This window comes from Salimicrobium jeotgali (assembly GCF_001685435.2).
In the GTDB taxonomy this organism is placed as follows: domain Bacteria; phylum Bacillota; class Bacilli; order Bacillales; family Halobacillaceae; genus Salimicrobium; species Salimicrobium album.
This window is the reverse complement of sequence record NZ_CP011361.2, coordinates 1,607,036-1,633,242: the sequence shown is the minus strand read 5'-3', so window position 1 is coordinate 1,633,242 and position 26,207 is coordinate 1,607,036. Positions and strand designations below refer to the sequence as shown.

Annotated in this window: 26 protein-coding genes; 16 read left to right on the top strand and 10 right to left on the bottom strand. The window is 47.0% G+C overall.

Annotated features, from left to right (window positions below; all coding sequences use genetic code 11):
• Positions 1 to 94: 94 nt before the first annotated feature.
• Positions 95 to 916, top strand: coding sequence for a YitT family protein (locus AAV35_RS08190; protein ID WP_008589495.1), 822 nt, complete (start codon positions 95 to 97; stop codon positions 914 to 916).
• Positions 917 to 1,037: 121 nt separating this feature from the next.
• On the opposite strand, the gene AAV35_RS08185 is transcribed toward AAV35_RS08190, so the two are convergent.
• Both AAV35_RS08185 and AAV35_RS08180 read right to left on the bottom strand, forming a co-directional pair.
• Positions 1,038 to 1,460, bottom strand: coding sequence for a universal stress protein (locus AAV35_RS08185; protein WP_008589496.1), 423 nt, complete (start codon positions 1,458 to 1,460; stop codon positions 1,038 to 1,040).
• Between the two features lie 22 nt (positions 1,461 to 1,482).
• Positions 1,483 to 2,946 carry a SulP family inorganic anion transporter gene (locus AAV35_RS08180; protein WP_008589498.1) on the bottom strand — a complete coding sequence of 488 codons (1,464 nt, stop codon included), beginning with the start codon at positions 2,944 to 2,946 and terminating at the stop codon, positions 1,483 to 1,485.
• A 240-nt stretch (positions 2,947 to 3,186) separates the two neighbouring features.
• Between AAV35_RS08180 and AAV35_RS08175 the strand changes: the two genes are divergently transcribed.
• Entirely contained in the window at positions 3,187 to 3,375 is a 189-nt protein-coding gene (locus AAV35_RS08175) for a helix-turn-helix domain-containing protein (RefSeq protein ID WP_008589501.1), read from the top strand.
• 47 nt (positions 3,376 to 3,422) lie between these two features.
• Here the strand turns inward: AAV35_RS08175 and AAV35_RS08170 are convergent, their stop codons facing one another.
• Together AAV35_RS08170 and cuyB are read right to left on the bottom strand one after the other, a co-directional pair.
• Complete coding sequence (locus AAV35_RS08170; protein WP_008589502.1) at positions 3,423 to 3,818, bottom strand: SET domain-containing protein; 396 nt, start codon at positions 3,816 to 3,818, stop codon at positions 3,423 to 3,425.
• Positions 3,819 to 4,013: 195 nt separating this feature from the next.
• On the bottom strand, positions 4,014 to 4,721 hold the full coding sequence (gene cuyB, locus AAV35_RS08165; protein WP_008589505.1) for a cysteate racemase: 708 nt from the start codon (positions 4,719 to 4,721) through the stop codon (positions 4,014 to 4,016).
• Positions 4,722 to 5,149: 428 nt separating this feature from the next.
• On the opposite strand from cuyB, the gene gndA reads away from it, so the two are divergent.
• From gndA to AAV35_RS08145, 4 genes are all read left to right on the top strand, one after another.
• Positions 5,150 to 6,559, top strand: a complete 1,410-nt coding sequence (gene gndA / locus AAV35_RS08160) for an NADP-dependent phosphogluconate dehydrogenase (protein ID WP_008589507.1) — start codon at positions 5,150 to 5,152, stop codon at positions 6,557 to 6,559.
• Positions 6,560 to 6,656: 97 nt separating this feature from the next.
• Positions 6,657 to 8,102 carry a gluconokinase gene (locus AAV35_RS08155; RefSeq protein WP_040609314.1) on the top strand — a complete coding sequence of 482 codons (1,446 nt, stop codon included), beginning with the start codon at positions 6,657 to 6,659 and terminating at the stop codon, positions 8,100 to 8,102.
• 126 nt (positions 8,103 to 8,228) lie between these two features.
• Positions 8,229 to 8,468: a ferredoxin family protein gene (locus AAV35_RS08150; protein ID WP_008589510.1), complete on the top strand. Its 240-nt coding sequence runs from the start codon at positions 8,229 to 8,231 to the stop codon at positions 8,466 to 8,468.
• 12 nt (positions 8,469 to 8,480) lie between these two features.
• On the top strand, positions 8,481 to 9,542 hold the full coding sequence (locus AAV35_RS08145; protein ID WP_008589512.1) for a branched-chain amino acid aminotransferase: 1,062 nt from the start codon (positions 8,481 to 8,483) through the stop codon (positions 9,540 to 9,542).
• 40 nt (positions 9,543 to 9,582) lie between these two features.
• Here the strand turns inward: AAV35_RS08145 and AAV35_RS08140 are convergent, their stop codons facing one another.
• Positions 9,583 to 9,765: a hypothetical protein gene (locus tag AAV35_RS08140; protein WP_008589514.1), complete on the bottom strand. Its 183-nt coding sequence runs from the start codon at positions 9,763 to 9,765 to the stop codon at positions 9,583 to 9,585.
• Positions 9,766 to 9,777: 12 nt separating this feature from the next.
• Positions 9,778 to 10,233, bottom strand: coding sequence for a hypothetical protein (locus AAV35_RS08135; RefSeq protein WP_008589516.1), 456 nt, complete (start codon positions 10,231 to 10,233; stop codon positions 9,778 to 9,780).
• Positions 10,234 to 10,424: 191 nt separating this feature from the next.
• Here AAV35_RS08135 and AAV35_RS08130 point away from each other — a divergent pair, with 191 nt between their 5' ends.
• Complete coding sequence (locus tag AAV35_RS08130; RefSeq protein ID WP_040609316.1) at positions 10,425 to 12,590, top strand: FUSC family protein; 2,166 nt, start codon at positions 10,425 to 10,427, stop codon at positions 12,588 to 12,590.
• 52 nt (positions 12,591 to 12,642) lie between these two features.
• Here the strand turns inward: AAV35_RS08130 and AAV35_RS08125 are convergent, their stop codons facing one another.
• From AAV35_RS08125 to ectA, 4 genes are all read right to left on the bottom strand, one after another.
• Positions 12,643 to 13,380, bottom strand: coding sequence for an SDR family oxidoreductase (locus AAV35_RS08125; protein ID WP_008589521.1), 738 nt, complete (start codon positions 13,378 to 13,380; stop codon positions 12,643 to 12,645).
• Positions 13,381 to 13,534: 154 nt separating this feature from the next.
• A complete protein-coding gene (locus AAV35_RS08120; protein WP_008589522.1) occupies positions 13,535 to 13,927 on the bottom strand; it encodes an ectoine synthase in 393 nt (130 codons plus the stop codon).
• 19 nt (positions 13,928 to 13,946) lie between these two features.
• A complete protein-coding gene (gene ectB, locus AAV35_RS08115) occupies positions 13,947 to 15,227 on the bottom strand; it encodes a diaminobutyrate--2-oxoglutarate transaminase (protein WP_008589525.1) in 1,281 nt (426 codons plus the stop codon).
• 18 nt (positions 15,228 to 15,245) lie between these two features.
• On the bottom strand, positions 15,246 to 15,752 hold the full coding sequence (gene ectA / locus AAV35_RS08110) for a diaminobutyrate acetyltransferase (protein ID WP_008589527.1): 507 nt from the start codon (positions 15,750 to 15,752) through the stop codon (positions 15,246 to 15,248).
• A 304-nt stretch (positions 15,753 to 16,056) separates the two neighbouring features.
• Here ectA and AAV35_RS08105 point away from each other — a divergent pair, with 304 nt between their 5' ends.
• The 9 genes from AAV35_RS08105 (at position 16,057) to leuD (ending at position 26,125) form a co-directional block, all read left to right on the top strand.
• Positions 16,057 to 16,431 (top strand): PH domain-containing protein, encoded by a 375-nt coding sequence (locus AAV35_RS08105; RefSeq protein WP_008589530.1) that lies wholly within the window; start codon positions 16,057 to 16,059, stop codon positions 16,429 to 16,431.
• A 443-nt stretch (positions 16,432 to 16,874) separates the two neighbouring features.
• Positions 16,875 to 17,780, top strand: a complete 906-nt coding sequence (gene ilvE, locus AAV35_RS08100) for a branched-chain-amino-acid transaminase (RefSeq protein ID WP_008589532.1) — start codon at positions 16,875 to 16,877, stop codon at positions 17,778 to 17,780.
• Positions 17,781 to 18,146: 366 nt separating this feature from the next.
• Positions 18,147 to 19,877: a biosynthetic-type acetolactate synthase large subunit gene (ilvB, locus tag AAV35_RS08095; RefSeq protein WP_008589535.1), complete on the top strand. Its 1,731-nt coding sequence runs from the start codon at positions 18,147 to 18,149 to the stop codon at positions 19,875 to 19,877.
• Positions 19,874 to 20,395 (top strand): acetolactate synthase small subunit, encoded by a 522-nt coding sequence (gene ilvN / locus AAV35_RS08090; protein ID WP_008589537.1) that lies wholly within the window; start codon positions 19,874 to 19,876, stop codon positions 20,393 to 20,395. Before ilvB ends, ilvN begins: the two co-directional genes overlap by 4 nt.
• 21 nt (positions 20,396 to 20,416) lie before the next feature.
• Complete coding sequence (gene ilvC, locus AAV35_RS08085; RefSeq protein ID WP_008589539.1) at positions 20,417 to 21,445, top strand: ketol-acid reductoisomerase; 1,029 nt, start codon at positions 20,417 to 20,419, stop codon at positions 21,443 to 21,445.
• On the top strand, positions 21,438 to 22,979 hold the full coding sequence (locus tag AAV35_RS08080) for a 2-isopropylmalate synthase (protein WP_008589540.1): 1,542 nt from the start codon (positions 21,438 to 21,440) through the stop codon (positions 22,977 to 22,979). The genes ilvC and AAV35_RS08080 overlap by 8 nt, the downstream gene beginning before the upstream one ends.
• An 18-nt stretch (positions 22,980 to 22,997) precedes the next feature.
• On the top strand, positions 22,998 to 24,104 hold the full coding sequence (leuB, locus tag AAV35_RS08075) for a 3-isopropylmalate dehydrogenase (RefSeq protein ID WP_008589542.1): 1,107 nt from the start codon (positions 22,998 to 23,000) through the stop codon (positions 24,102 to 24,104).
• Between the two features lie 18 nt (positions 24,105 to 24,122).
• On the top strand, positions 24,123 to 25,541 hold the full coding sequence (gene leuC / locus AAV35_RS08070; RefSeq protein WP_008589544.1) for a 3-isopropylmalate dehydratase large subunit: 1,419 nt from the start codon (positions 24,123 to 24,125) through the stop codon (positions 25,539 to 25,541).
• A complete protein-coding gene (leuD, locus tag AAV35_RS08065) occupies positions 25,541 to 26,125 on the top strand; it encodes a 3-isopropylmalate dehydratase small subunit (RefSeq protein WP_008589546.1) in 585 nt (194 codons plus the stop codon). The genes leuC and leuD overlap by 1 nt, the downstream gene beginning before the upstream one ends.
• Positions 26,126 to 26,207 lie beyond the last annotated feature (82 nt).

The window sequence follows — 26,207 nt, the reverse complement described above, 5'->3', positions numbered from 1 at the left end:
AAGAAACGATGATTTTTTTATTGACTTCTTATTTTTGTGACCCTAAAATCTATTAAGTGTTATTAAGAAACCCGAGAGATCGGAGGGATAATAAGTGAAACATCGTTTCAGAAATCTTATTGTATTATTCACGGCATCAGTCGTTTTGGCTTTTGCGTTTAACTTCTTCCTGCTGCCGCATGAAGTTCTATCGGGCGGTGTAACCGGACTGGCTATGATATTCGGCCTGCTGACCCCGTTAAGTTCAGGAATCTGGCTTATCGTATTCAATATACCGGTGCTGATCATCGGCTGGATGAAACTCGGAAAAGAGTTTATCGCCAACAGTGTGTTTTCCGTGGCAGTAACCTCGGTGGCCATGCTCTATGTGCCGGTGCTTCAAGTGACAGAGGATGCACTTTTGTCTTCCGTATTCGGGGGAGTCATCGTCGGGGCATGTATCGGTACCATTATCCGTTTTTACGGCTCCACCGGAGGGTTTGACGTTATCGGATTAGTCCTTACCCTGAAACGTGATCTGCCTCTTGGCGTTCTCGTGTTCGGTCTGAATAGTCTCGTCGTGTTCGCTTCCGGATTTTTCTTTACCTGGGAACTCGCACTTTACACACTGGCTTCCATTTATATTACCGGAATCGTCGTAGACCGTATCCACACCCGTCACATTAAACTCAGTCTTATGGTGGTGACCGATCAGGATCAGAAACTCCGTGGTGAACTGATTGGAAATCTTATACGCGGCATTACGGTGATGAATGCTCAAGGGGGATATTCCAACGAGGAACGAAAGGTTCTGTACACGGTGATTTCCCGCTACGAGCTGGCGCTTGTCAAGTCCATCATCCAGGACGTGGACCCGCGGGCTTTCGTGAGCGTGACGGAAACCGTCGAAGTGCTCGGTAACTTCCGACGCTCATAAGTTTTGTTAATCGTCTCCTCATACAGAGGAGGCGATTTTTTGCATAAAAAGAACGATTTTCTTCAGTAAATGAAAAAAATCGCTCTTCCTGGAAGTTCACTTTTTTATAAAAGTCCATGAATTATTTCACAACGACCACCGGACATTGAATATACTTCACTACCTTATGGCTGACGCTGCCGAGAATCAACGTCTGGAATTTATTCCGTCCCCGGCTTCCGACGAGCACACAGTCGTAGTCGCCTTCGTTCGCGTATTCAATCAGTGTCTCAGCCGGCTGACCGTGCAAAATCGTAATGTCGGCTGCAAGCCCCTTCGCCTCGATATATTCGATGGTGGACTGGAACTTTTCTTTCCGTTTCAGGGAAGCGGTGTCGGAATCCCCATATTTCAGCACGTCTTTTTTGGACTGATCACCATCTACAGCGTAAACAACTTCAATATGAACTTCATCTTTATAGGGATCCACCATTTTCAAGGCTTCGTCGATCGCCCGATGAGAATGTTCGGATCCGTCGGATGCTAAAAGTATTTTGGTATACATATCAGAACTCCCTTACGGTTTATTAGGAGGAGGTTTTGGAAACTCCCCCTACTTTTTCAAGTAAACGTCTGCTTTCTGCGTTAATTCCCACAAACGTAACGTCGATACCTTTTTGGTCAAACTTGGCTTCTACACTATCCAGGGCTCCGATCGCTGAATCATCCCACAGGTGGGATTCGCTTAAATCGATTATAACTTCTTTTACAGAAGGAATTTCATTAAATTCGATAGATTCCTGGAATTCGGTGACAGAAGCGAAGAACAGTTGCCCCTGTACATAGTATATACGTTTTTGTGCTTCGTTCATATACAGGGATAAAACACGGACTCTGGAGATTTTAACAGCAAAGAAAATCATGCTCAGGACGACCCCGGCCAGCACACCGTAAGCAAGGTTGTGAGTCAGGACGACAGTCACCACCGTGATGACCATAACCGCTGCGTCGGAAAGCGGGGTCTTATGGATGTTACGCACAGAACCCCAGTCGAAAGTTCCGATAGATACCATGATCATGACTCCGGCAAGGGCAGCCATCGGAATCTGTACGACGACGTTTCCGAGGACTACGATGAGAAACATAAGAAAAACCCCGGCTACCAGAGTCGACAAACGTCCTCGTCCCCCGGACTTGACGTTGATGACGGACTGACCGATCATAGCACAGCCTGCCATACCGCCGAAGCATCCGGCCACGACGTTGGCTATTCCCTGGCCGCGGCTCTCTTTATTTTTATCACTTTCCGTATCGGTGAAATCATCGACGATCGAGGCTGTCAGTAACGATTCAAGCAACCCGACAATTGTCAGTGCCATGGCATACGGAAATATAATCGCTAACGTTTCGAAATTAAGCGGTATATCTGGAAGTGCGAAAATAGGCAACGTTTGGGTAAGTTCGCCCATACTCCCGACGTTCCTCACATCAATTCCCATCGTTACGACGATGACACTCATAACTACGATGGCGACGAGCGTGGAGGGGACCGTCTTATTGATCAGAGGGAAAAGGTAGATGATAGCAAGTGTAGCTCCGACAAGTACATAGATGATCCAGCCTTCCCCTTCGAAATGCTGCAGCTGGGAAGTGAAAATCAGAATAGCCAGCGCGTTGACGAAACCGACCATCACCGATTTTGGTATAAATTTCATGAAACGGGCCAGCTTAAATACCCCGAGAATAATCTGCAGAACCCCCGTTAAAATGGTGGTGGCCAGTAAATACTCGAGCCCGTGTTCCGCCACGAGCGTTACCATGAGCAGAGCCATCGCTCCTGTAGCTGCCGAAATCATGCCGGGTCTGCCTCCGACGAATGCAATGACTACCGCAATACAGAAGGAAGCGTAGAGACCGACCATGGGGTCGACGCCTGCTATAATTGAAAAGGCGATCGCTTCAGGAATGAGAGCCAGAGCTACTACAATACCTGAAAGAATGTCGCCGCGAACGTTTCCGAACCATTCCTGCTTTAAGGTGGATGAGAACATAGGTACCCTCTTTCTTTTATGAATTTATCTTTTTTCATTGGGTAAGCAATGAAATTTTGAATCATTGTCTTTAAATGACTTATAATGGACTATAACAGAGTATAATATAAACGACTGAATTGCAATGAGAAATTATGGTTGGAGTGATTCAGTTCATCGGTTTCACCGAGTTTTGATTGTGAATTTCAAAGGAAACGCGTACACTGACAATAGCAGAATAGAAATGAAGGACGGTTGCTGATGGATAAGGAACGTGAAATCATGACGGTGGCTCAGGTCGCGGAGTATCTGCAGATCAGTGAAGTGACCACGTATAAACTGGTGCAGGACGGACGGATTCCCGGGTTTAAAATCGGGAGGCACTGGAGAGTGAGGAAAGAAGATCTCAGGGAGCACATAGCTAAGCTGGCACACGGAGAACATCTGTAAAAAAACGTACAACAAACTGCCGGATATATAAAAGAAGAGGAGCGGACTTAATCCTGCTCCTCTTCTTCATGAAACCATAAAGGATCTTCAATATCCGCTTCCCCGTTATAGTTGATGAAAATTTCTTCATCCGGCTGTATATCACGGTAAGCATAGAAATCAAAAGAATGGTTGTCGAAATTTATTTCATAAATGGCGTTCGGCTCATAAGAATGATTGAACATCATACCGTAACCGAGCAAAAAGGCGGTGTGATTTTCTCCATACTCAAAAGCGTAGTCGGCCAGATACGTTTTTTCAATATGCTTATGCTGTTCGTTCGGGTAGGGAAGCACCGGTGCCCGGTGGAAGCGGGTCCCTTTACTGATCATTTGAGAGGCGAACACCCCTTTGTTGAATTCATCTTCGACGTCTGTAATTTGAGAAGTACGTACTTCTATCAATCCATCACCTGCTTTTCTTTGATAATTGATTCAGTATGGCAGGGTTCAGTGATAAAAGCAACCGTAAGTCGATACTCGGACTTACTCTGTTTCAATGGGGACATGTACAAAATCGCTTTATGTGCAAAGGTCTCCAGGGTTAACCGGAGCTGTAGGTGAAGAAATGAAAGTCAGCAGGGAATATACAGGTACGTATTATAATACTTCCTGATATTCTTCCGAACGGGCAATCACTTCTTTCACTAACACTTCCATTGCATCCAGACAATTATCGTACAGTTCATTCTTTTCCCCGAACACGGATAATTCCGTACAGGCCAGAATGATTACGTCACTGCCTGCAGCAATCAATTCCTGATAGGCACGGTCAAATTTCGATCTGTCACCCGGCAGACCTTTTTTTATTTCATCATAAATAAGAGACATGACATCTTCCTGTCCTGCTTCGGACGGAGCCACGAGTTCTACACCCATCTCCTCGCATTCTTTTCGATAAATTCCTGTCCGTATCGTTCCGGTAGTTGCCATGATGCCAATTTTTTTAACGTCATCAAAATTACTTACTGCGGAAGCGACGCTTTCTTTCGGCATATGAATAATCGGGACGGAGGTCTCTTCCTGAATGATGTTATAAAAATAGTGGGTCGTGTTACAGGGGATGGCAATGTTCTGAACGTTTATCTTCTCCAGCAATTGAATATCCTGAACAATCCTGTTGATAAATTCCTCGTCGTCCCCCGTCAGAATAGCTTCTGTCCGGTCCGGCAGACTTGCATGATTTAAAATGACGGTGTCAATGTGATCCTGATCCTTTTTTACTTCCGTATGAGCGACAACTTCCTTGAAGAAATAACTTGTCGCCTCAGAGCCCATGCCGCCTATTACGCCTAGTTTATATTCCATATTGAACTCCTCTTTGCTGATTATTGATAATACTTATGGTTGATTATACATTATATCAAAATTCGCAGATACAAAGTATAGAAAACTATTTTTCGTGAAGGACAGGTGCTTCTCTCTCCGTAACGATAACTTCATGTAAAGATAACAGGTATAAGCGGCTTTTTACAAATTATATCGATGGGCGCCACTTTCAGTGAATAATCTTTGATAGTCCGGCTTTATTACTGCTTGAAGTTTTGTCGAATTTTCTGATGCAATTTCAAGTCTGAAAAAAATTTTTATTTATGGTAAAGTAAAATCATTCAGTTTTCCCGGCTGGATTTCAAAAGTGTGTGAAATCCTCTCTGATATAAGTGTATGCCGGTAATTCGGACTGTGTCACAATCAATAGTCAGGAAAATAAACGAATGGATAAAGGAGTTATGATTATGTCTGGAAATCAATTCGGTGTCATCGGTCTTGCCGTTATGGGTAAGAATTTAGCTATGAATGTTGAAAGTCGCGGCTACTCCGTTTCGGTATTTAATCGTACTTTCGAGAAAACGGAAGAGTTTGTAAATAACGAAGTGAAAGGCAGAAACTTCACAGGAACAGAGACAGTGGAAGAGTTCGTTGCTTCGCTGGAGAAGCCCCGGAAAATTATGCTTATGGTAAAAGCGGGACCGGCGACGGACGCAACCATCCAGTCGTTACTTCCTCACCTTGATAAAGGAGACGTACTTATCGATGGAGGAAACACTCTTTATGAGGAAACGATGCGTCGTAATGAAGAACTTGCCGAATCCGGTATTCATTTCATCGGTACCGGAGTCTCCGGTGGAGAAGAAGGAGCCCTGAAAGGACCTTCAATTATGCCGGGCGGCCAGAAAGAAGCATATGAACTTGTACGGCCGATTTTTGAAGACATCTCCGCGAAAGTGAATGGCGACCCATGTACGACATATATTGGTCCGGACGGTGCCGGTCATTTCGTTAAAATGGTGCACAATGGTATTGAATACGGGGATATGCAGCTTATCTCCGAAGCGTATCATCTGTTGAAGGACGTTGCAGGAATGGACGATACCGAGCTGCATGAGACATTTAAGAAATGGAATGAAGGCGAACTTGATTCCTACCTTATGGAAATTACAGCCGATATTTTCACGAAGAAAGACGAGGAGACAGGTAAACCGATGGTAGACGTAATTCTGGATTCTGCCGGACAGAAAGGTACCGGAAAATGGACGAGCAAAAATGCTCTGGACCTTGGAGTGCCACTTCCTTTAATTACAGAAGCCGTCTTTGCCCGCTTCATTTCTTCTCTGAAAGAGGAAAGAGTGGCTGCGAGTAAAGTTTTCTCCGGACCGGAAATTTCCTTTGAGGAAGACAGAGAGGAGCTTATCGAAGCGATCCGCAAGGCTTTGTATATGAGTAAAATCTGCTCCTACGCACAAGGGTTTGCTCAAATGAGAAAAGCAAGTGACGAAAACGGCTGGGAATTGAAGTATGGTGATATCGCTATGATCTGGAGAGGTGGATGTATTATTCGCGCAGGCTTCCTCCAGAAGATAAAAGAAGCTTATGATCGTGACCCGGATCTTGATAATCTATTACTCGATGATTATTTCAGGAACATCGTTGAAAGTTATCAGGACGCCCTCCGTACAGTCGTCAGTATTGCTGTGAAAAATGGTATTCCTGTACCGACTCTTCAAAGCGCGATCGCTTACTACGACAGTTATCGTACGGCCGATTTACCTGCGAACCTCATACAGGCGCAGCGTGACTATTTCGGGGCTCATACGTATCAGCGTAAAGACAAAGAAGGAACGTTCCATACCGAATGGTTGAAGTAATATAATTCACCCCGGCCTGCCGCAAGGAGAGGAAGCTCCTTTGACGGGCCGGGGGTTTTTCGAACAGGATAATTATAAGCAGATGGTGGTGGGAAACATGAAGGAACAGTTAGTCATCGGACTCGATATAGGAACGACAAGCGCCAAAGCAGTTCTGTTCCGGACGAATGGCAGTGTTGTAAAAGAAGTGGAGGAAGAGCTGGATACGATGTATCTTTCCGGGAAAAGAGCAGAACAGGATCCGGTGGAAGTGGACCGGAAAACCCGTAAAGCTTTGGCCGCTCTTATGGAGGGGGTAGAACAGACACGTATCATTTCAGGTGGTTTTTCAGCGGCCATGCACTCGTTAATTTTCGTAGATGGAGACGGGCAGGCTATTTCAAACGCTTCTATCTGGTCTGATGCCGGAAGTCTTGAAAGTATGGATTCTATTCCCATGAAGGAAGAAATATATGCACGTACCGGCACGCCGATACACCCGATGACCCCTCTTGTGAAATTACATCATCATAAAAAGAGGCGTACGGATATGTTCAGGAGAGCTGAGGGAGTCGTTTCCCTGAAAGAATACATTATTCATAACTGGTTCGGTGATGACCTCATTGATTACTCGATGGCTTCGGCCACCGGTATGTATAACCTGAAAGAAGGTAAATGGGATGAAAAGGCCCTTGAAGTAGCGGGCATCTCCGAACGTATGCTGAACCGTGTTTCTTCTCCCCGGACCCGATTATCTCCTTTTAAAGCGGGAGTGGCGGAGGAAATAGGCATCTCTGAGACTATTCCCTTCTATTTGGGGGCCTGCGACGGACAGCTTGCAAATCTTGGGGACGGAGCTATCAGACCCGGAGAGGCTGCAATTTCTGCAGGAACGAGTGGAGCCATCCGACAGTTCGCGCATAGCCCTTACGTAGATGACAGCCGGGAGACTTTCACATATGCTTTTGAAAAAGATTCATTTATTATAGGTGGCCCGACGAACAATGGAGGGATTGTATTACAGTGGCTGAAGAATGTTATGAATTTCGACGGTTCTCCTGATGAATTTACGGAACTGGCAGAAGAAATAGCTCCGGGAGCAGAAGGTGTGCTGTTCATTCCTCACGTAAACGGGGAAAGGGCACCTGTCTGGGATCCTGAGGCCACCGGTAGTTTTCATCATCTCGGGATGAGGCACGGGCAGGCTCACTTTGTAAGGGCATGCCTCGAGGGGATAGCTTTCAATTTATACCACATAGGTCACTCGGTGGAGCGTATATCCGGCAGACCGGAAAAAATCAGGATGAATGGCGGGCTTGCCAAATCACGGGTCTTCGTAAAGATTCTTGCCGATGTGTTCGGTCAGGATATAGAGCTGTCCATCACTCATCACAGTGCAGCCTGGGGCGCCGCCTGGGTTTCCCTCTTCGGCTCCGGAAAAGTGGGCTCCTATGAAGAGATACGTGAGTACACCCCCGTCGGTGAAATCATACGTTTCAATGAGGAAAATCATCGTACGTACCAGGAGGTTTTCAAAAAATACCGGCAGTTAACCGGAGAATAACCAGGGCGGAGGTTCCGTCCTGATTTTTTTGAGTATGATATGTTAGAATAAACAGAAATGAATGACAAAGTCGATGGCTGGTTTTGCAGATTGTATCATTCAGTTTTTAAATTAGGAGGGACAACTATGGCGTTTGTCATCACGAGCCCGTGTATGAATGAAAAGTCGGGGGAATGTGTCGATGTATGCCCGGTGGACTGCATTGAAGAAGGAGAAGATCAATTTTACATAAATCCGAATACGTGTATCGACTGCGGCATGTGTGTCATGCAGTGCCCGGTAGCAGCAATTGTGGAAGAATTCGATCTTACTCCGGAAGATGAGCAGTTCTTACAAAAAGCAGAACAATTTTTTGAAAAACGATAGGAGGAGATAGGTGTGTCCATTAAAATCGAAAAAGCCGAGACTATGAAACAGAAACCGGAATCGAAGGAAATCCCGTTCGGCCAGGTGTTTACGGATCACATGTTCGTGATGGATTATGAAGAAGGGAAAGGCTGGTATGACCCCCGCGTTATTCCTTATGCGCCGATCACTCTGGATCCTGCAGCGATGATTTTCCATTACGGCCAGACGGTTTTCGAAGGTATGAAAGCGTACCGTACCAAAGACGGAGAGACTCTCATGTTCCGTCCGGACAAAAATATGGAACGTCTCAACAAATCAAACCGGCGCATGAGCATACCTGAAATTGATGAAGAACGGGTGCTCGAATACGTGAAACAACTCGTGGAAGTAGATAAAGAATGGGTACCGGAGTTTGAAGGAACTTCACTTTACATACGGCCGTTTATAATTTCGACCGAGGCGAATCTTGCAGTAGCTCCGTCGCAATCATATAAACTTATGATCATTCTTTCGCCGGTAGGCCCTTATTTTGCAGGTGGGATGAAGCCGGTCCGGATTAAGGTGGAAGACGAGTTCACCAGAGCGGTCAAAGGTGGCACCGGTGCTGCAAAAACGGCAGGAAATTATTCGGCTGCATATCGGGCTCAGGCCAATGCCAAAAAAGAAGGGCATGCAGACGTTCTTTGGCTCGATGGTGTAGAAAAGCGTTACATCGAAGAAGTGGGGAGTATGAACATCTTCTTCAAGATAGACGGGAAAGTCATCACCCCTGCTCTCAGTGGCAGCATTCTCGAAGGTGTGACCAGGATGTCCGTACTGGAATTGTTGAAGGACTGGGATATTCCGGTAGAAGAAAGAAAGATTTCTATTGCTGAGCTGTATCAGTATTACGAGGAAGGAAAACTTGAAGAGGCTTTCGGGGCCGGTACAGCAGCGGTTATTTCTCCGGTGGGACGACTCGACTGGCTCGGAAATACGATGACGATCAACGGTGAAGAAGTCGGTCCACTGGCGAAACGTCTGTACGACGAAATAACCGGGATCCAGCTTGGCGTGAGAGAAGATGCGAAAGGCTGGAGTGTAAAAATATAAGCGGTAATAAAAATAACGCGCCCGGTGTTGAGCCGGCGCGTTATTTCTGTTTAATCAACCGTCTGATTTTCTGAATGTAGACTGCGGCGAGATAACCTAAACATAAAATGAATAGAATCCCTATGGCCAGCCAGACGAAATTAAGTATGTTGGGCAGAAAAGTTGCGATCAGAGCGAAGAGTACTATGGAAATAAGGAAAACTGCAATAAAGCGGATCAGCATGAATTCGACCTCCTATATATTTCTGAAACCTTCCTGTTCGAGGAAATCGCTGGCCTCTTCATAGGAACGGAAAGACCCTTCGAGACGTTCTCCGCCATAAACGTTGTAGCCGTCATCTTCCTTGAGAAGAACGAGCAGCTCACCGGATCTGTTTTCCCATTCTTCCAGGAGAGGGTGACGCTCGGCTTCGGTCATGGACAGGGAGTCGATAGCCTCTCGGACAATTTCTTTCAAAGCTTCTTCCGAGAAATCGCGGATATTCACCATACCCCGGTCGTCCGTTTCTTTGTCGTCCAGTAAGCCGGCATAAACGAACCCGTTTCCGTTAGGGTGAAGGTGATATACGACATTTTTTTTATCATATAGACTTTCTTCATAGTGGTAATTGAGTCGTCCCAGTGAGATTTCATTTTTCTTCAATTCTTCAAATTGATCGAGTATTGCCTGTTTTTCATCAAAGGATAACATTAAAATCACTCCATTCCGTACGCATTATAGCACATTTACTCCGGTTTCTCTACGACATAAAAAGTAATAGTAGATTGAAACATAACGACTTCCGTCGCATGCGGTCTTTCGAAATTAGCGGGAGGTTGCCCTTGAAGAGCAGAATGCGTATTATAAGAAAAGGTATGCTCTTAAGGGAAGGGGGAGAAACAGTGAAAAAATCGATGGCTTACTGGTGGGAACGACTTCTGGCAGTTGACCCGGGTAAGAAGCGGTTGAGACAGGCAGGGAAAGCAATATTAAGTCTGATGACTTCGGTTTTTATCGTTATGACTATTCTCACGCTTACAGGCAAAGATCCGCTATTGCCTTCGATAGTGGCAGGAATGCTCGGTATGATGGGAATAATGGTAGTGATGGACGATACGGAGAAGGATAAAAAGAGAACAACGTTATTACTTCCGGTAGCCGGGGTCACCGGCCTCACTTCAGGCTCGTTACTGGCAGGAAATGTTTTCTTCGTAAGTACTCTGATGATACTGGTGACAGCCGGGGCTTTCTATTTTTCCCGCTTCGGGACGCGCTATTTTTCCCTCGGGATGGTAGGGTTTCTGACCACTTACATATCTTCGTTCCTCGGTCTTTCCTATGAGGAGTTCCCCTGGTTTTATATGGCTATACTTTTAGGTGCTGCCAGCGCTTTTACTTACAATTTCATACTTTTCAAAGACTCCCCCCGGCTTATCGCTTATAGTATGAGTTCTTTCCACAGGCAGGCGAATTTGACTTTTGACCTTCTGGAGGAAGTGATACAGGATGAACATCTGCTGGAGGGGAGAAAGGCGATACTGGAAGCGAACGCAAGAAAACTGAGAATATATGCAAGCAGTGTTGCGACAGATATAAAAGAAAAAGAAATCCAGGAGATTTGGCCGGGTCTGCGTGCCGCTCAGGTCAGGCTTTATCTGTTTGATGCAGCTATGCTTGTGACCACCCTCTCCGACAGTCTTCAGCGACTTAAAATGGATAAAGCCTTCGAGAATCGAGTGTTGCAGAGGCTGCTGGTTGATGTGCTGGATCATCTCCGGAAAGCGGAAGTGCTCAGATATTCGTATGACTTAAACGATTTGGAGCGCGCCGAGAAAACATTACGGGAACTCCGGGATGTCATTAACGACCTGTTTGACAGCCAGGAAGCCAAAGCGGGGGGCTGGCTTTACCTGCTCCGCCGTATCGAAGCTATTGCTACACACGTGACCGAAGGCGCCATGGACATCAGAAGATCCATGCATCGCAACCGGAAAGTGGAAGAAATAAAAGAAGAAGAGCAGGAGGATGAGCCTGAAGAGGGGATGAAACCCTCGACGAAAAAAGCCGTTCAGGCACTCATTGCAGGTTCTATTGCAATTATAGCCGGTCACCTTATTTCTCCGGTGCAGCCCTACTGGATCATACTGACGACGTTCATCATCCAGATTGGAACGGATACGGTGGGACGGGCGTATCGCAAAGGAGTGGAACGTTCTGTCGGGACGGTGATCGGGGCGATAATAGGTTTCGGCCTTGCCACGATGGTATCTGATTATGCAATAGTGGAGCTGCTACTTATTTTCACCGTGATTTTCTGTGCTTTTTATATGCTTACAGTGTCTTATACCATCATGAGTGTATTCATTACTATGCTTATCGCTTTCATGTACGATCTTATCCTTGGCGGTATCACGTATGAACTGCTGGCAGCCAGGGTGATCGATACAATCGCAGGAGCTGTGATTGCCCTCAGTGTAGTCGCTGTCATTTTTCCGACTAAGACGATGAATAAGATTACGGACACGTTTGAAGAATATTTGGAGGAACTGGAAGCATATCTTACGGAATATTTGAAAGGGTTCAGTGATCAGGGGGTGAAAGACCTTGCCGAAAAAGCCTTTATTCTCGATGAGAAGCTGCATTTACTGGAGGAAGAGGCGAAACCTTTACTTCAGGGACCTGGTGCGCGAAGGTATTCGGGGCTGCCCGGATGGCTTACGATTTTCACTGCCGTCAACTATTATGCAAAACAGCTTGTCGCTTCAAGTTACCAGAAAGATTTTCGTTACGGTAAAGTAGTGGAGGATAACCTGGAGCTTACTGAAGAATATCTGACCTATAACATCCGGTCTCTGAGGGAAAGTTTGAAAGAAAATAAAAAGGCAGGGAAACTTTATGATCTGAAAAACGAACGGGAACTCATTGAAAGCAATGCCCCGGCCGTGTCGAAGACGGATGGGGATCTCATTCATCATCTTCACTACATTTGGAAAATCAATAAATCTTTGCTCATTCTCGGAGAAAGACTCCATTTTAAGGAAAAAGAATCCCGCAACGACGTATTGTAGTCGCTGCGGGATTTTAGTGTTTTATGCGCTGGTCCGTGCCAGGGTTATGCTTTTATTTCTGCATAGGGCGGACCATCACTTCGTTGACGTCCACATAGTCCGGCTGAGTGACAGCATAGGTGACGGCTTTGGCTATATCTTCAGCTTTCAGTGTCTTCGAGCTTGCCCCTTTGAACATATCGAAAACGTCCCCGTCGGTTATATGGTCGGTAAGCTCTGTATCCACCGCTCCCGGAGATATATTCGTTACGCGCACGCCAGTTCTCGACAGTTCTTTTTCCATTCCCATGGAAAGAGCCCGCACCGCGTATTTTGTAGCACTGTAAACGGCACTCGACGGGAAGACTTCGTGACCTGCGACGGAAGAAATGTTGATGATATGACCGGATTCCTGCTCCACCATTGTAGGTAGTACAGCGTGAACGCCGAACAGAACCCCTTTGATGTTCACGTCCACCATCTGTTCCCATTCATCCACGTGATCATTCTTAAGGAAAGAAAGAAGCATGACTCCGGCATTATTGATGAATATATCCACGGAATCAAATTCGCTTTTCGTTTCACTTACGAGATTTTCCAGGTCTTCTTTTTTCGTTACGTCGGTTTCTACGACTTTCACGCCTGTGTTATGTTCGTTTTTCACTTCATCAGCCAGTTCCTGCAGGCGATCGGAGCGCCGGGCGGCGAGTACCACGTTTGCTCCATGACCGGCAAGATGGTGAGCGACGGCTTTGCCGATACCGCTGCTGGCTCCGGTGATTATAGCTGTTTTATTCTGTAAATTTTCCATGTTGAATATACCTCCTCGGTTCGTTCATCTTAATCAATCTGAAGATAATAAAGTTTACCCGTTTGGCCCTCCTGTTAATCACCCGGACCGGTTTTATGGAAAATATAAAAGCCCCCGGCCTTGTAAGCCGGGGGCACATAATGAACTTTAATATTCAATCTTCCAGTACAGGATATACACCGTTTTCGTCATGTGTTTCCTGGCCGGTGATCGGCGGGTTGAATACGCACACCATGCGCATATCTTCTCCCTCGTAAGCACGGAGTAAATGTTCGTCATTTTCATCAAGGATGTAGATTTCATCTTTTTTTACAGGATGGATTTTCCCGTCTTTCACTGTTTCGACTTCGCCTTCCCCCTGAATGCAGTAGACGGCTTCGAGGTGATTCTGATACCAGATGTGAGTTTCCGTACCGGCCTTGATTATGGTGTCATGTACGGAGTAGCCCATTCCGTCCTTTTTCAACACGAGACGGCGGGACTCCCACGTATCGGCTTTTACATCCTGCTCTGTATCTTTGATATCTTCCAGTCTTATTACTTTCATAACTGTATGTCCTCCTTTATCAGTTTGTTACCGGTGTATGTTTCGATGCGGCTGCTTTTACTGACTCCTCAATGATGGAGAAGCCGCGCTCAAGGGTTGCATCGTCTATATTAATGGCAGGGAATAACTTGAACACTTCGTCATCCGCACCTGCTGTTTCCATAATCAGTCCACGAGAGAAAGCCTCCGCCGCAACTTCGTCAGCAATGCCTTCCACTCCACAGGAAATCCCCTGCATGAGCCCGCGTCCTTTTACATACCCGTCGAGTTCAGGATAATCTTTGGCAATCCGATTCAGAAACTCAGTAACTTTCTCGACTTTTTTATGGATAGCTTTCTCGAATTCAGGGTTTTCCCAATACTTCAATGCTTCCGTAGCTGTAACGAACGCGTGGTTATTACCGCGGAATGTTCCGTTATGCTCTCCAGGAGCCCAGATGTCATATTCGGGTTTGATTAAAGTGATGGCAAATGGAGAACCATAGCCGCCGATGGATTTGGACATGCAGACGATATCCGGCTTAATACCGGCCGGTTCGAAGCTGAAGAAAGTTCCCGTACGTCCTACACCTGCCTGAACATCGTCGATGATGAGCAGGATTTCAAATCGGCTGCACAGTTCTTCAAGACGTTTCAACCATTTGTTGGAAGCCCAGTTCAGTCCTCCTTCTCCCTGGACAGTTTCAAGAATGACTGCAGCCGGCACTTCTACACCGCTGCCTCCGTCTTCAAGATAGTGTTCAAGATAATCGAGGGAATCGGTAGTATCATCCATATATCGGTCATACGGCATAGTCACTGCGTTGTGAAGAGGTATACCGGCGCCTTTTCGTTTGAAAGCATTGCCTGTTACGGAAAGGGAACCGATAGTCATACCGTGGAAGCCGTTGGTGAAAGTAATGACTTCCGTACGGCCGGTAACTTTACGGGCCAGTTTAAGGGCACTTTCCACTGTATTGGTACCGGTAGGACCCGGGAACATCACTTTATACTCGAGGTTCCGCGGTTTCAGAATGCTTTCGTTCAAAGTGGTGAGGAAATCCTGTTTCGGTGGGGTCGCTTTATCAAGACTGTGAGTGATGCCGTCACTTGAAATATATTCTATGAGTTTCTGTTTCATGTTCGGATCGTTGTGCCCGTAGTTAAGGGCTCCGGCTCCACAGAAAAAGTCCACATATTCTTTACCGTTTTTGTCCCACATGAGTGAACCTTTCGCTTTTGTAAAAATGGTCGGGAAACTGCGGCAATACGAACGTACTTCCGATTCGAGCTCTTCAAATACTTTCAGATCTTTGTCCATTAATAATTCCTCCTCAGGTTATTGTTTGTCCAGGGGACCGATTCGATACGTAAGTTCTTCTTCGTGGTCGTCTCCGGGGAATAAGTCTTTATCAAAACAGGGGGCTACTGTGCAGGTCACGTCATTTTTATCGGCAAACCCTTTGAACAGGGCTTTTGATGCTTCGTTGGTAGGGGTGACAGTAGCTTCGAGGTAGCGTACGTCATCCGAAATGGTGCGGTTCGTAAGTTCTCTCAGCAGGCCGGTAGCGATACCTTTACCCCGCTGATTTTCACCGATACCAATCTGCCATACAAAAATAACATCCGGTTTTTCCGGAGGGATAAACGCAGTTACGAAACCGACGAGTTCGCCGTTTTCTTTAGCTGTAACGCACGTTTCCTGGAAAAATTCACACATCATTATATATTTGTAAGGAGAGTTCTGGTCGAGGGTTGATTCATTGACTAGCTTCCACATAGCTGCACCGTCTTCGACAACCGGTTTGTCGTAAACGATCTCAGCCGTTTTAGCAGCTGTTTTCATCAGAATAATCGTCCTCCTTCAAGTAATGTTTCACTTTTTTATTTGTGCTCTGTTAAGAACACGCTTACAATGTTAGATAGTTTTCAGAAATATATCAACTCAGTTTATTCATGATGAGAAGGAATAAATCTTTAAAGCTTTACGTTCTTATGTATAAATTATCGGGAAGATTTTATTTGCTTACGATTAGTACGAAATACAGCGTGATCCTTGAAAAAAGCGGTTTGCATTTTATGTAAGCACGTGTTAAATGTGTGCAGGAAGGGGATACAAGTAAGAAGAATCTGAAAAGGGGATGAGTGAAATGGGATTTATTGATAATCTGATGGGGAATGCGTCGGAAGTTGATCTGGATAAATTGGAAAGTGAAATGGAGGATATTCTCACAGAGGGAGAAGAAGTGGACAGTGGATATAATGTCTTCCGCGATCTGTTCCTGTTTACGAACAAACGCCTCATTCTCGTGGATAAACAGGGGATGACCGGAAAAAAAGTGGAGTACCATTCCATACCTTACAGAAGTATCACACACTTCAGTGTGGAAACAGCCGGCACGTTCGATATGGAGTCGGAACTCCGTATATGGTTGAGCGGTACACCGGAGCCTGTGATGAAACAGTTCAAAAAAGGCAATAATATTGCCGAGGTCCACAGAGCACTTGCGAGTTATACTCTGTAACAGGTGAATACCCGACACTGAACATCATTGATTCATCCGCAGCAACATGCTTTGCGCGGATGGATTTTTTTATGAGAAATTCCGCGGATCCAGGTTCAGGTTCTTTCATTACTGTCGGTGTTTTTAAGATAAAAAAGAAAAAAAGAAAAACGCTTTACCGCTTTAAATCAATTGTGACGCGGATGTAAGCGTTTACTATTATTTTGATAATTTTAATTGTTCAGAAAAATTGTACATTTGTTATTGACCTTTGTCATGAAGAGTATTAGAGTAATCATCAATAAACATTTCGCTCTCGTCGGAGCGGGGCGATCTGTTTGGAAAAGACCTCTTTTCCTGACCCTGATCCATCTATTGAAAGATAGTGATCGGGGTCCCCCTTTTAAATAAGACGTAAAGCATAAGTAATAGAAAGAATTTACATATAGAAAGGAGTGCTACAGATGAGCAGCCAATGGATATTTTTAAGTGGCGAATTCGTAACGAAACAGGAAGCGTCAATCTCGGTTTACGACCACGGTTTTCTATATGGAGATGGGGTGTTCGAAGGTATCAGGGCATACGAAGGAAATATCTTTAAACTGGATGAACATCTCAACCGGCTGTATGATTCGGCTAAATCGGTCATGCTGGAGATCCCTTACAGTAAAGAGGAGCTGGAGGAGATTATTGCGGAAACGATCCGTAAGAATGAACTGGAATCAGCTTACATCCGTGTAGTCGTATCCCGGGGCATCGGGGATCTCGGTTTAAATCCTGTCTCCTGTTCAAAGCCGCGGCTGGTAGTCATTGCTGAAGCACTTTCCTTATTCTCGAAAGAACTTTACGAAAGAGGGGTACGCCTCGCTTCCGTTGCCAGTCGACGTAACAGACCCGACGTCCTTCCTCCGCAGGTTAAATCGCTGAACTATCTGAACAACATTCTCGTTAAGATGGAAGCGAACCAGGCAGGGGTGGATGAAGCCCTCATGCTGAATGACCAGGGCTATGTGACGGAAGGATCTGCTGACAACGTATTTATTGTAAAGAACGGAAAGATTTACACTCCTCCCGTATATCTGGGAGCTCTCGAAGGAATTACGAGGAATGCCATTATCGATATAGCGGATGAGCTCGGCTACCAGATAATGGAACAACCTTTTACGAGACATGACGTATACGTAGCGGATGAAGTGTTCCTGACGGGAACTGCGGCCGAAGTTATTGCAGCGGTGGAAGTGGACAGGCGCATTATCGGTGACGGAAAACCGGGAACCATTACCAACCACCTCCTTTCCGAATTCAGGAAAGTAACGACGAAAGATGGACATAAAGTTTACCCTTCCGGCGAAAAAGTCCAGGCCGGTTAAAAAAGGATATGCAAAGCGATGACGGGAAGAAAGGTTTAGGGGATCGTATTCACAGAGAGTCAGGGTTGCTGAAAGCCTGACAATACGTCTTAAATCGACATCGTCCCTGAGTGCTCATGCTGAACGGTAAGACCCAGTAGGCGGAGCCGGGTGTCACTCACCCGTTACCAAAAGAAACAGAAGCATTCTGTTTCATGAGGCAAAGCTGAAACTTTGCAAAACAAGGGTGGTACCGTGGAAAGCAAGACCTTTCCGCCCCTTTACCGGATATCCCGAGGCTTCAATGTGGCCTGCGGGATGAACTGTAGAGGGACGGGAAGGTTTTTTATTTATACCGAAAATCATTAAGACAGGAGGATGATGAATATGAGGGCCAGCACAGAACCGAAACCGGCAGAAGGCAAACAGCAGACGATAAAGACAGGGGCAGATCTACTGGTGGAAGCGTTGATTGAACAGAAAGTCGAAACGATATTCGGCTATCCGGGAGGAGCCGTACTTCCGATTTACGACGCGTTATACCGGGCTGATGGAAGTTTTGACCATGTGCTGCCGAGACATGAGCAGGGAGGGATACATGCAGCTGAAGGGTATGCCAGAGTTTCCCGTAAGCCGGGAGTAGTCATCGGCACATCCGGTCCCGGGGCAACTAATCTGATTACAGGTATTGCGGACGCTATGATGGACTCTCTGCCTCTTGTAATTTTCACCGGACAGGTTGCCAAGAACGTCATAGGGACGGATGCTTTTCAGGAATCGGACGTTATGGGTATAACGACTCCGATTACGAAACACAACTATCAGGTTCAGGATCTCGAAGAATTGCCCCGTATCGTTAATGAAGCCTTTCATATCGCTGCAACCGGAAGGCCGGGACCTGTAGTAGTCGACATCCCTAAGGATATTTCGGCGACGGTGTTCGAAAGGGACGTAAAAAACGAATTCTATTTACCGGGATATCAACCGACGGTCCGGCCTAACCCTCTGCAGATCAACAAACTTCGTGAAGCTCTTATAGGCGCAAGGAAGCCTGTAGTTCTGACAGGTGCCGGCATACTCCATGCAGGCGGGACGGAAGCTTTGAAATCATTCGTCAGCAATTACGACCTGCCCGTCACATCCACCCTTCTCGGTCTCGGCGCTTTTCCCGGAGACCACCACCGGTTTCTGGGAATGGCAGGGATGCACGGAACGTATGCTGCGAATATGTCTCTTTATGAATGCGATCTTCTTATTAACATAGGCGGGCGCTTCGATGACAGGCTTACAGGAAATCTTCAGCATTTCGCTCCAAACGCGAGAATCGCTCACATCGACATCGACCCGGCTGAAATAGGTAAGAACGTACCTACGGAGATCCCTATAGTATCGGATGCGAAAAAAGCACTGGATAAACTGAACGAACTGGAACCCGCCACCCTCGATCACGCGGAATGGGTGGAAAAACTGGAAAGTAACAAACAGAACTATCCACTCTGGCATAACGAGTCGGAGGATGTCATTCTTCCTCAGTATTTACTCAGAAAGGTTCACCAGTATACGGACGGAGAAGCGGTAGTAACGACAGATGTCGGTCAGCATCAGATGTGGGCGGCCCAATATTACACCTTCAATCGCCCGGACCGGTGGGTGACTTCAGGAGGTCTCGGAACGATGGGCTTCGGTTTTCCTGCAGCTATTGGAGCACAGATTGCTGATAAAGACTCTACTGTGGTAGCCATCGTCGGAGACGGAGGTTTTCAAATGACGATGCAGGAAATGTCACTGCTTCAGGAAAGGGGACTTCCGGTGAAAATCATAATCGTCAATAACCAGGCTCTCGGAATGGTAAGACAGTGGCAGGAGAAATTTTATGACAAACGTTATTCCCATTCCATCATAGATACTCAGCCGGATTTCGTGAAAATGGCTGAAGCCTACGGACTGCACGGCTATAAGATGGAAAGCATCCAGGAAATCGACCGGGAGCTCGGTGGTATTCTGAACAACGATAAGCCGGCGATTATCGATTGCCGGGTGGTACAGCAGGAAAACGTCTATCCAATGATAGCTCCCGGAAAGGGAAGTCACGAAATGATTGGAGTGAGCAAGCCTTGAAGCGAATAATAACAGCGGTTGTCCATAACCGGAGCGGGGTTTTGAACCGGGTGACCGGACTGCTGTCCAAGCGGCAGTTCAATATCGAAAGTATATCTGTCGGGCGTACGGAAACCGACGGAGTCTCGAAAATGACGTTCGTGGTAGATGTGGAAGATGAGCGGAAACTTGAACAGTTTTCCAAACAGCTGAACAAACAGATCGACGTAATTAAAGTATCGGATATTACGGATAAACAGATCGTGGCGAGAGAGCTGGCTATGATAAAAGTGCTCACTACCCCGCAACAGCGGGGTGAGCTTCAGGCCATCATCGAACCTTTCCGGGCAACTGTCATCGATGTAAGTAAAGAAAGTATGACGGTACAGATAACCGGAAATTCGGACAAGGTGGATGCGATGATCGAGTTGTTAAGGCCATACGGGCTGAAAGAACTGGCCCGGACGGGGCTCACAGCCTTCACGAGAGGGCAGCAACTGCATCAGACAGAAGTGAAACCTTATTCTATTTTGAACTAATTATCGAGGAGGATGTTAAATATGACAACGACAATTTATTATCACAATGATATCAATGAAGAGGTACTGCAGAACAAAAAAGTGGCTGTGATCGGTTATGGCTCCCAGGGTCATGCTCATGCCCTGAATCTTAAGGAAAGCGGCTTCGACGTAGTGGTAGGTCTCCGTAAAGGAAAGTCCTGGGACAAAGCGGAACAGGACGGAGTGGAAGTGAAATCGGTAGCGGAAGCGACGAAAGCAGCAGACGTTGTGATGGTCCTTCTGCCGGATGAGTATCAGCCGACAGTTTTCGAAGAGCAGATCAAACCGAACCTTGAAGCAGGAAATGCACTTGCTTTCGCACACGGATTCAATGTTCATTTCAATCAGGTAGTCCCGCCGTCGGATGTTGATGTGTTCCTTGTAGCCCCGAAAGGCCCGGGTCACCTCGTGCGTCGTACATTTGAAGAGGGGGCCGGCGTACCTGCTCTTATCGGGGTAGAACAGGACCCGAGCAATCAGGCGAAAGATATTGCTCTTGCGTATGCCAAAGGAATCGGCGGCGGACGCGCCGGGGTTCTTGAAACGAGCTTCCAGGAGGAAACCGAAACGGACTTGTTCGGAGAACAGGCAGTCCTCTGTGGAGGAGTTTCCAACCTCGTGAAAGCAGGTTTCGAAACATTGACAGAAGCAGGATATCAGCCGGAAGTCGCTTACTTCGAATGTCTCCACGAACTGAAGCTGATTGTCGACCTTATGTATGAGGGCGGAATTGAAAACATGCGTTACTCCGTTTCGGATACGGCTCAATGGGGCGATTTCGTCTCCGGTCCCCGCGTAATCAATGATGAAACGAAAGCCCGCATGAAAGAAGTGCTTGAAGACATTCAGACCGGTAAATTTGCAAAAGGCTGGATCCTCGAGAATAAAGCGAACCGTCCTGAGTTTGAAGCAATAAGCAGACGTGAGAATAACAGTCAGATTGAGGAAGTGGGCCGGGAACTTCGTAAACTGATGCCGTTTGTCAAAGGCAAATCCGAAAAAGAGAAGGAAGTGGTAAATCATGGCTGATATAAACGTTTTCGATACGACACTAAGAGACGGAGAGCAATCTCCGGGAGTGAACCTGAATCGTCTCGAAAAACTTGAAATCGCCAAACAGCTCGACCGCTTCGGAGTGGATATTATGGAAGCCGGATTCCCGGTTTCCTCCACTGAGGATTTCGAATCGGTGAAAGAAATTGCCCAGACGGTAAAAAATGCATCGGTTACGGGGCTGGCCCGTTGTCACAAAAAAGATATCGATGCCTGCTGGAATGCATTGCAATACGCTGCAGAGCCGAGGATCCATGTTTTTCTTGCCACCTCTCCCATTCATATGAAGCATAAGCTGATGAAAACCGAAGAGGAAGTGATCAGCCAGGCTGTGGAAGCTGTAACCTATGCGAAAGAACGCTTCACTCACGTACAGTGGTCGGCGGAAGATGCTTCGAGATCGGATCTTGATTTTCTCGTACGTATTATCGAAAAAGTAATCGATGCAGGAGCAACAGTCATTAACCTGCCGGATACCGTCGGGTACACCACCCCGGCAGAGTACGGCGCTATGTTCCGTTACATCAGGGAAAACGTGCCGAATGTCCAGAAAGCCGACCTTTCCGCTCACTGTCATGATGATATGGGTATGGCTGTCAGCAATACTATTGCCGCTATCGAAAACGGAGCCACCCAGGTCGAAGGCACAATCAATGGTATCGGGGAGCGGGCCGGTAATGCAGCGATCGAGGAAGTCGCCATCGCTCTCGAGATAAGGAAAGATTTTTACAAAAAATCTATCAACATCAATTTGAAAGAGACGAAACGCACGAGTGACCTCGTCTCCAGACTTACGGGGATGGCCGTACCCGGAAACAAAGCGGTCGTCGGCCGGAACGCTTTCGCTCATGAGTCGGGCATTCATCAGGATGGTGTACTGAAAGAAGCTTCCACGTATGAAATCATCACCCCTTCAATGGTAGGAATCGATTCCAATAGCCTGGTACTTGGAAAACATTCGGGCCGGCACGCTTTTGCCGGAAAAGCGGAAGAACTCGGTTTTCTTAATCTCCCGGAAGAGAAATTGAAAGATGCCTTTATGACTTTCAAAGATCTCACCGGGAAGAAGAAAGAAGTGACAGACGAAGATATTTTCGCAATTCTTACAGATAAACAAACCGAAATGGGCCACATGCCTCAATACAAAATGCATGCGTTCCAGGTTCATTACGGAAATATGAGCCGCCCTACCGCCACGGTCATGCTGACTCGCCCGGATGGCGAAGATACCGAGAAAGCTCATACGGGAGAGGGAAGTGTCGAAGCTCTTTATAACACAATCGACGAACTCGTTGACGAGGCGATCCATCTCGAAGACTATCAGCTCAGTTCCATAGGTCGGGGCCGTGATGCTTTAGCGGAAGTGCATGTGCAGATGACGGTGAACGGAGAGAAAACATCCGGCAGAGGATCCGCACAGGATGTTCTCGAAGCTTCGGCTAATGCGTTTCTGAATGCTGTAAACCGTACCTTGTATAAACACGAACGTGTTCCTGTGAAAGAAGCATAATATAAGGAGGAGAGGTCAATGAATAAACATGTTGTATTGTTGCCGGGAGACGGAATAGGAAAAGAAGTGATGGAGTCGGCCCGCCTTGTTCTGGAAGCTGTGGCAGAAAGGAATGGCCATCACTTTACGTTCGAGGAGAAGCTCATCGGAGGGGCGGCGATTGATGAGATGGGGGACCCATTACCCCGGGAAACAGTGGAGGCTGCAGAGAAAGCCGACGCCGTTCTTCTCGGGGCTGTCGGCGGCCCTTCCTGGGACCACCTGCCCGGTTCCGGACGGCCGGAACAGGGACTTCTCGGTATTAGAAAACAACTCGGTTTATTCGCGAACCTTCGTCCCGTGAAAGGATTCAGACAGCTGCTGCACGCGTCACCACTGAAAAAAGAAGTGGTGGAAGGCAGCGACCTTCTGATTGTACGTGAACTTACAGGGGGGCTGTACTTCGGCGAACCACAGGAAAGAAGTGAAGACGGAGAAGGGGTGGTCGATACCCTTTCCTACTCAAGAAAAGAAATCGAGCGGATTGTGGAACAGGGATTTGAAAGTGCCCGGAAGCGGCGCAAGCAGCTGACTTCGGTGGATAAAGCGAACGTGCTTGAATCCAGTCGTATGTGGCGAGAAATAGTAGAGGAGAAAAGGGCGGACTACCCCGATGTGAAAGTCGATCACATGCTCGTCGATGCAGCGGCAATGAAGCTGGTGACAGACCCGACTTATTTCGACGTAGTCGTAACGGAAAACATGTTCGGTGATATTTTAAGTGATGAAGCAAGTGTACTGACCGGATCTCTAGGCCTTCTGCCTTCCGCCAGTCTCAGGGAGGACGGCACCGGTCTTTATGAACCCGTCCACGGTTCAGCTCCTGATATCGCAGGAGAAGATAAAGCCAATCCGCTAGCGATGATTTTATCAGCCGCAATGATGCTCAAACACTCTTTCCATATGGAGAAAGAAGCGGAACATGTTGAGAAAGCGGTCCAGGAAGTTCTCGATGCCGGTTATCATACGGCTGATCTTTCCGTTGTGAACGGCACGGAACTTGGATGTACGGATCTTACAAGAAAAGTTATCGAACAAATTACCTCAGAGGATACAACGGTCAACATTATGCGCTGTTATGCCTGATGGAAAGGAGAAACCGGTATGAGTCAACCTGAAACTATCATAGAGAAAATCTGGAATAAACATGTCGTACACCAGGAGGAGGGGAAGCCGGATCTCCTGTACATCGACCTCCACCTGGTACACGAAGTGACATCACCCCAGGCCTTTGAAGGTCTGCGGATGAACAGCCGTAAAGTAAGAAGACCGGATCTGACGTTTGCTACGATGGATCATAATGTTCCTACTATTCATCGTAACGTCATCAAAGATGCCGTTTCGAAAAAACAGATGGAAACTTTGGAAGAGAACTGTGAGGAGTTCGGTGTCTCCCTTGCTGACATTCATCACCCGGACCAGGGGATCGTTCACATTATCGGCCCTGAGCTCGGGTTGACCCAGCCCGGCAAAACGATCGTATGCGGAGACAGCCACACCTCGACACACGGAGCTTTCGGGGCCATCGCTTTCGGGATCGGGACGAGCGAAGTGGAGCATGTGCTTTCCACACAGACCCTGTGGCAGGCTCCTCCCAAAACAATGCAGGTGAAAGTGAATGGAAACCTGGGAACCGGGGTGACCGCGAAAGATCTCATCCTTGCTATTATAGCAAAATTCGGCGTCCGCTTCGGTTCCGGGTACATCATGGAATATACCGGGGAAGCGATCAGGGAAATGTCTATGGAAGAACGCATGACAGTCTGTAATATGTCCATTGAGGCAGGAGCCCGTGCCGGTCTTATCAGCCCTGATGAAAAAACCGTCCAGTTTGTGGAAGGCAGGAGACATGCTCCGAAAGGTGAAGAGTTTGAGAAGGCTAAGAAAGAATGGCTGGCTCTGGCTACGGACGAAGGAGCCGTTTATGATTCTACAGTGGAAATCAACGCAGATGAAATCGAACCACAGGTGTCCTGGGGGACGAACCCTTCCCAGTGTGTTCCGGTGTCCGCTTCGGTTCCCGATCCGGAGACAGTTACGGACGACGAAGATGGTGTAAGAAGAGCCCTTGAGTATATGGGGCTTGAACCGAATCAGCCGATTGAATCCATTGAACTGCAGCATGTATTCATCGGTTCCTGTACGAACGCCCGTCTCGCCGACTTAAGAAAAGCGGCCAGGATGATCGAGGGTCGAAAAGTTCACGAGGGGATAAGAGCTATGGTAGTGCCCGGTTCGTTTGCTGTAAAACAGGAAGCGGAAACAGAGGGTCTCGATCGGATTTTTACGGAAGCCGGTTTTGAGTGGAGATCTGCCGGGTGCAGTATGTGTCTCGGTATGAACGATGATATCGTCCCTCCCGGTGAACACTGTGCTTCCACCTCGAACCGTAACTTTGAAGGCCGTCAGGGAAATGGAGCCAGAACGCATCTGGTCAGCCCTGAAATGGCAGCTGTCGCAGCTGTAGAGGGTCATTTCGTAGATGTGCGTAACTATACTTCGGCTGCTGAAAGGGTGATTTGATGGAAGCTTTTGTGAGACATTCGGGTCTTGTTTATCCGCTGAACCGGGCTAATATAGACACGGATCAGATAATACCCAAACAGTTTCTGAAACGTATTGAACGGAAAGGCTTCGGGAAATTTCTTTTCTACAACTGGCGCTACGATGATGACGGAAATCTTCGTGACGATTTTTCCCTGAACTATCCGGAGTATCAGGACGCTTCCGTTCTTGTCGCCGGTGAAAATTTCGGCTGCGGTTCTTCACGGGAACACGCTCCATGGGCAATTCAGGATTACGGCTTCCGCGTTGTCATTGCGCCGAGTTTCGCTGATATCTTCTACAGTAACTGTTTTAAGAATGGTATTCTGCCAGTTCAGCTGAAGGGAGAAGAGGTATCGCAGATTATGGACCGTGCCGAGGGCGGTGAGTGTTATCTCAGCATTGACCTTGTCGATCAGATAGTATTTGATGGTACAGGGTGGTCGGCAACATTCGAAATTGACGAATACCACAAAAATATGCTGCTTAATGGATGGGATGAAATATCTGTTACGTTGACGTATGATGACGCGATTTCAGCTTTTGAAAATCAGCAGAGCTAAAATAGCATGTGTAAAACCGAACTCCGACGTTCGGTTTTTTCTTTTTATAACGGACAATTGCTCTGAAACCTTCTGTATTCCT

Excerpts from the sequence above, each read along its gene's own strand:
- AAV35_RS08185 (WP_008589496.1), bottom strand. The coding sequence starts at position 1,460 with ATGTATACCAAAATACTTTTAGCATCCGACGGATCCGAACATTCTCAT.
- AAV35_RS08180 (WP_008589498.1), bottom strand. The coding sequence starts at position 2,946 with ATGTTCTCATCCACCTTAAAGCAGGAATGGTTCGGAAACGTTCGCGGC.
- AAV35_RS08175 (WP_008589501.1), top strand. The coding sequence starts at position 3,187 with ATGGATAAGGAACGTGAAATCATGACGGTGGCTCAGGTCGCGGAGTAT.
- cuyB (WP_008589505.1), bottom strand. The coding sequence starts at position 4,721 with ATGGAATATAAACTAGGCGTAATAGGCGGCATGGGCTCTGAGGCGACA.
- gndA (WP_008589507.1), top strand. The coding sequence starts at position 5,150 with ATGTCTGGAAATCAATTCGGTGTCATCGGTCTTGCCGTTATGGGTAAG.
- AAV35_RS08155 (WP_040609314.1), top strand. The coding sequence starts at position 6,657 with ATGAAGGAACAGTTAGTCATCGGACTCGATATAGGAACGACAAGCGCC.
- AAV35_RS08150 (WP_008589510.1), top strand. The coding sequence starts at position 8,229 with ATGGCGTTTGTCATCACGAGCCCGTGTATGAATGAAAAGTCGGGGGAA.
- AAV35_RS08140 (WP_008589514.1), bottom strand. The coding sequence starts at position 9,765 with ATGCTGATCCGCTTTATTGCAGTTTTCCTTATTTCCATAGTACTCTTC.
- AAV35_RS08135 (WP_008589516.1), bottom strand. The coding sequence starts at position 10,233 with ATGTTATCCTTTGATGAAAAACAGGCAATACTCGATCAATTTGAAGAA.
- AAV35_RS08125 (WP_008589521.1), bottom strand. The coding sequence starts at position 13,380 with ATGGAAAATTTACAGAATAAAACAGCTATAATCACCGGAGCCAGCAGC.
- AAV35_RS08120 (WP_008589522.1), bottom strand. The coding sequence starts at position 13,927 with ATGAAAGTAATAAGACTGGAAGATATCAAAGATACAGAGCAGGATGTA.
- ectB (WP_008589525.1), bottom strand. The coding sequence starts at position 15,227 with ATGGACAAAGATCTGAAAGTATTTGAAGAGCTCGAATCGGAAGTACGT.
- ectA (WP_008589527.1), bottom strand. The coding sequence starts at position 15,752 with ATGAAAACAGCTGCTAAAACGGCTGAGATCGTTTACGACAAACCGGTT.
- AAV35_RS08105 (WP_008589530.1), top strand. The coding sequence starts at position 16,057 with ATGGGATTTATTGATAATCTGATGGGGAATGCGTCGGAAGTTGATCTG.
- ilvE (WP_008589532.1), top strand. The coding sequence starts at position 16,875 with ATGAGCAGCCAATGGATATTTTTAAGTGGCGAATTCGTAACGAAACAG.
- ilvB (WP_008589535.1), top strand. The coding sequence starts at position 18,147 with ATGAGGGCCAGCACAGAACCGAAACCGGCAGAAGGCAAACAGCAGACG.
- ilvC (WP_008589539.1), top strand. The coding sequence starts at position 20,417 with ATGACAACGACAATTTATTATCACAATGATATCAATGAAGAGGTACTG.
- AAV35_RS08080 (WP_008589540.1), top strand. The coding sequence starts at position 21,438 with ATGGCTGATATAAACGTTTTCGATACGACACTAAGAGACGGAGAGCAA.
- leuB (WP_008589542.1), top strand. The coding sequence starts at position 22,998 with ATGAATAAACATGTTGTATTGTTGCCGGGAGACGGAATAGGAAAAGAA.
- leuC (WP_008589544.1), top strand. The coding sequence starts at position 24,123 with ATGAGTCAACCTGAAACTATCATAGAGAAAATCTGGAATAAACATGTC.
- leuD (WP_008589546.1), top strand. The coding sequence starts at position 25,541 with ATGGAAGCTTTTGTGAGACATTCGGGTCTTGTTTATCCGCTGAACCGG.